The sequence below is a fragment of the Pseudomonas sp. EL_65y_Pfl2_R96 genome, assembly GCF_963970905.1.
Lineage (GTDB): Bacteria > Pseudomonadota > Gammaproteobacteria > Pseudomonadales > Pseudomonadaceae > Aquipseudomonas.
Map to the genome: position 1 here is coordinate 1 of NZ_CAXAQH010000130.1, position 673 is coordinate 673.

Annotated in this window: 1 protein-coding gene; it reads left to right on the forward strand. The window is 61.7% G+C overall.

All coding sequences use genetic code 11. The features are described from left to right. On the forward strand, nucleotides 1-354 hold a 354-nt coding region (locus AACY49_RS29820), incomplete at its 5' end, for an ATP-binding protein (protein ID WP_339527782.1). Nucleotides 355-673: the final 319 nt, after the last annotated feature.

A 673-nucleotide genomic window follows, 5' to 3' on the forward strand; every position in this document is an offset into this window, starting at 1 on the left:
GGTGCCCGCGGTCGCTACTTCAACACCGTCGATCTGGTGACGCAGCTCGAGGAGGAGACACGGATCGGCAAAGCCGGCGCACTCGCGGCCCAGCTTCGCCGCCACGAGCTCGTGGTGCTCGACGAGCTTGGCTATCTGCCGTTCGCCCGCTCGGGTGGTCAGTTGCTGTTCCACCTGATCAGCAAGCTCTACGAGCAGACCTCGGTAATCATCACCACCAACCTGACGTTCGGCGAATGGCCCAGCGTGTTCGGCGATCCAAAGATGACGACCGCGCTGCTCGATCGCATCACTCACCACTGCGACATCGTAGAAACCGGTAACGACAGCTGGCGCTTCAAGAACCGCAGCTGACCCCACCCGAAAAGGATCGGTTCGCGCTGCTTGCGCCTCCGGTCGGGCTACGCCCTCCCTACGCCGCAAGCAGCGCGAACGGTGCGCCCAACGTCGACGCCCGCCAGCGCCATAAAGGGGTCCCTTTTGGACGCCGATCGGGGGTCCCGGTTCGACGCCTATTTACACCCAGTGCCGTCTATCTCTCAAAAAACGATGTGCAGACAAAAGGTTACCCCGCAGCTAGCGTGACCGGTATCGTCTTGCTCAAACTGGAAGAAATCGCGGGGCTCGGACCACTTGCGCCAGGCATAGAATGTCGCATCGTTAATCCCGGCCT